This window comes from Streptomyces marokkonensis, assembly GCF_039539045.1.
GTDB classification, from domain to species: Bacteria; Actinomycetota; Actinomycetes; order Streptomycetales; family Streptomycetaceae; genus Streptomyces; species Streptomyces marokkonensis.
In genome coordinates, this window is sequence record NZ_BAABCQ010000301.1 from 1 (window position 1) to 3641 (window position 3641).

Below are 3641 nucleotides of genomic sequence, written 5' to 3' on the forward strand. Positions count from 1 at the left end.
CGGAGGGCTTCGGAGGGGGGTCCGGGCCCCGGAAAACGGGTTGAAAAAAGCCCGGGTGCCCCCACGATGGGGGCACCCGGGCTCCGCCGCGTGCCGACGGTGCGCCGGCAGCCGACGGATCAGCTGGTGGAACAGCCGGTGGATCAGCCGTGCTTGGCGCGGCTCGCGGCGCGGGCGCGCTCGCGGGCGTCCAGGTTCACCTTGCGGATGCGAACGGCCTCCGGAGTCACCTCGACGCACTCGTCGTCGCGGCAGAACTCCAGCGACTGCTCCAGCGAGAGCTTGCGCGGCGGGACGATCGCCTCGAACGAATCGGCCGCGGCCGACCGCATGTTGGTGAGCTTCTTCTCCTTGGTGATGTTCACGTCCATGTCGTCGGCGCGGGAGTTCTCGCCGACGATCATGCCCTCGTACACCTCGGTGCCGGGCTCCGTGAAGAGCACGCCGCGCTCCTGGAGGTTCGTCATCGCGAACGCGGTGACGGCTCCGGAACGGTCGGCGACCAGCGAGCCGTTGTTACGGGTCGACAGGGCGCCGAACCAGGGCTCGTGGCCCTCGTGGATGGAGTGGGCGATGCCGGTGCCGCGGGTCTGGGTCAGGAACTCCGTGCGGAAGCCGATCAGGCCGCGGGAGGGAACCACGAACTCCATGCGGACCCAGCCGGAGCCGTGGTTGGACATGTTGTCCATCCGGCCCTTGCGCACGCCCATGACCTGCGTGACCGCGCCCATGTGCTCCTCGGGCACGTCGACCGTCATCCGCTCGACGGGCTCGTACGTCTTGCCCTCGACGTCCTTGGTGACGACCTGCGGCTTGCCGATCGTCAGCTCGAAGCCCTCGCGGCGCATCTGCTCGACCAGGATGGCCAGCGCCAGCTCACCGCGGCCCTGCACCTCCCAGGCGTCCGGGCGCTCGGTGTCCAGGACGCGCAGCGAGACGTTGCCGATCAGCTCGCGGTCCAGGCGGTCCTTGACCTGGCGGGCGGTGACCTTGCGGTCCTTGACGGCCGCCTTGTTGTCCGCGCCCTTGCCGGTGGCGCCGCGGCCGACCAGCGGCGAGGTGTTGGTGCCGATGGTCATGGAGATCGCGGGCTCGTCCACCGTGATCAGCGGCAGCGGGACCGGGTTCTCCTGGTCGGCCAGGGTCTCACCGATCATGATTTCCGGGATGCCCGCGACGGCGCAGATGTCACCGGGGCCGGCCTTCTCGGCCGGCTTGCGGGTGAGCGCCTCGGTCATCATCAGCTCGGAGATGCGGACGTTGCTGACGGTCCCGTCGCGCTTCATCCAGGCGACCGTCTGGCCCTTCTTCAGCTCGCCCTGGTGGACGCGCAGCAGGGCGATACGGCCGAGGAAGTTGTCCGCGTCCAGGTTGGTCACGTGCGCCTGGAGCGGGGCGTCCTCGTCGTAGGTCGGGGCCGGGATGTAGTCCAGGATCGTGGAGAAGAACGGCTCCAGCGTGGTGGAGTCGGACGGGACCGTGCCGTCGTCGGGCTTGGTGAGGGAGGCGACGCCGTCCCGGCCGCACGCGTAGACGATCGGGAACTCGATCTGCTCCTCGTCGGCGTCCAGGTCGAGGAAGAGGTCGTACGTCTCGTTGACGACCTCGTCGATCCGGGCGTCCGGACGGTCCGTCTTGTTGATGCAGAGGATGATCGGCAGCCGCTGGCTGAGCGCCTTGCGCAGCACGAAGCGGGTCTGCGGCAGCGGGCCCTCGGAGGCGTCCACGAGCAGGACGACGCCGTCGACCATCGACAGACCGCGCTCGACCTCGCCACCGAAGTCGGCGTGGCCGGGGGTGTCGATGATGTTGATCGTGATCGGGTCCCCGCCGGCCTTCGGGTGGTACTTCACCGCGGTGTTCTTGGCCAGGATCGTGATGCCCTTCTCACGCTCCAGGTCGTTCGAGTCCATCATGCGGTCGTCGACGCCTTCGAGCTGGTGCGCGGCGAAGGCGCCGGCCTGCTTCAGCATGCCGTCGACGATGGTGGTCTTGCCGTGGTCGACGTGGGCGACGATGGCGACGTTGCGGATGTCGTGGCGCGTGGCCATATGAGGCGTACTCCCGGAGGGTGTGAGGTCGGCCCTCGCGTACGTCCTTGTCACTCGGGCCTGCCGGGCGGTACATGCCACGGCCTCACCCAATGGTACGGGGCCCCGGGGACTGGGGTTTGCCAGGTGCTGTGGACGCGGGGCCCGGGGGCCCGAAGGGGCGCCGGAGCCAGGTGCTGTGGGCGCGCGGCCCGGGGGCCCGGGGACGCCGGTCAGGACGACGGACTCGCCGACGGACGGGACCCCCGGGCACCCTTCTTGAGGAAGCCCATGTCCTCGTGGACCGGGGTCTCGAAACCGAAGGCGCCCGCGTTGGCCAGGTTCTTCCGGGCCGCCAGGAGCTGGGGGCGCTGGTAGAGGGGGACGGAGCCGGCCGCCGCCCAGATCCGGGAGTCGGCCTTGCGGAGCAGGTCGCGGGCCTTCTTCTGGTCCAGCGTGGCCACGGCCTGGTCGAAGAGCTGGTCGACCTGGTCGGTGCCGACGCGGGTGTAGTTCTGCGCGACGTTCAGGGAGCCGTCGGCGGCCGGGACGGGCTTGGCGTAGATGGGGCGGGCGTCGGTGGCGGGGAAGGCGGACGCGGGCCAGGAGTAGAGCGCCAGGTCGTACTCGCCGGAGGCGATGTGGTCCTTGAAGTAGCTCTCGTCCGGGACCTTGGTGATCTCGGTGCCGATACCGATCTCCTCCAGCATGTCCGAGACGCGGTCGGCCACGGTGCGCAGGGCGTCGGAGCCGGGGCCGGAGGGGAGCACGAAGCCCAGGGTGAGCGCCTTGCCGTCCTTGGCGAGCGGGGCCACCGCGGAGCCGGCCGGGGCAGCGGTGCCCTTGGGGGCGTAGGCGCCGGGGGCGCCGCCCTGGGCGGTGTTCTTACCGCTGCTGCGCTCGTCCTTCTCGCCTCGCTCCTCGCCGTCCGAACTCTTGCCGTCCGGGTTCTTGTCGTCCGGGTTCTTGTCGTCCTCGCCGACGATGTACGTTCCCTCGTCGCCGCCCTCGGACTTCTTCTCGTCCTCGCCGTCCTCGGACTTCTCGGCGCCGGCCGCCTCCTCTCCGTCCTCGGACTCCTTCACCGGCCCGCCGGGCACCCACCCGGCGTCCGCCAGGAGGGCCCGGGCCTCCTTCGCGTTCTGGTCGCCGAGCGCACCGCTGCCGTCGGCGTAGGCGGCCTGGCCGGACAGTGCGAGGTGGCTGCCCACGGGCTCGGCGGGCAGGCCCAGCGGCTTCAGCACCGCCTCTGCCAGCTTCCCGCGGTCCAGGGCGCGGGCCACCGCCCGGCGGACACGTTCGTCGGCGAGAGGGCCGTCGGCGCCGTTCAGGGCGAGCTGGGTGTAGGCGGGCTCCAGGGACTTGCGGACCTCGAAGCCGCTCAGGGCCTTCTGCCGGCGTTCGAACTTCTCCCGGGCCACGCGCCGCTCCTCGCGGGCGAGGATCTCCTCCTCGGCGGCCTCCTCGTCGGAGCCGTTGGCGATGGCCCAGGACCGCAGTGCCCGTGCGGCCGAGGTGCCCTGCGGGCCCTGGAGCGGTGAGCCGCCCGCGGCCGGGGTGCCCTGCGGGCCCTGGAGCGGTGAGCCGCCCGCGGCCGGGGTGCCCTGCGGG

The 3641-nt window shown here is 71.2% G+C and carries 2 protein-coding genes; both read right to left on the reverse strand.

Features of this window, described 5'->3' with window-relative positions; translation table 11 throughout:
* Positions 1-143: 143 nt before the first annotated feature.
* Positions 144-2051 (reverse strand): translational GTPase TypA, encoded by a 1908-nt coding sequence (gene typA / locus ABEA26_RS35105; RefSeq protein WP_345598021.1) that lies wholly within the window; start codon positions 2049-2051, stop codon positions 144-146.
* 212 nt (positions 2052-2263) lie between these two features.
* Positions 2264-3641: ABC transporter substrate-binding protein (locus ABEA26_RS35110; protein WP_345598023.1), on the reverse strand; the 1378-nt coding region annotated here is incomplete at its 5' end.

What these genes read in the sequence shown, in the direction of transcription:
- typA (WP_345598021.1), bottom strand. Translation starts at nt 2,051, where the DNA reads ATGGCCACGCGCCACGACATCCGCAACGTCGCCATCGTCGCCCACGTC.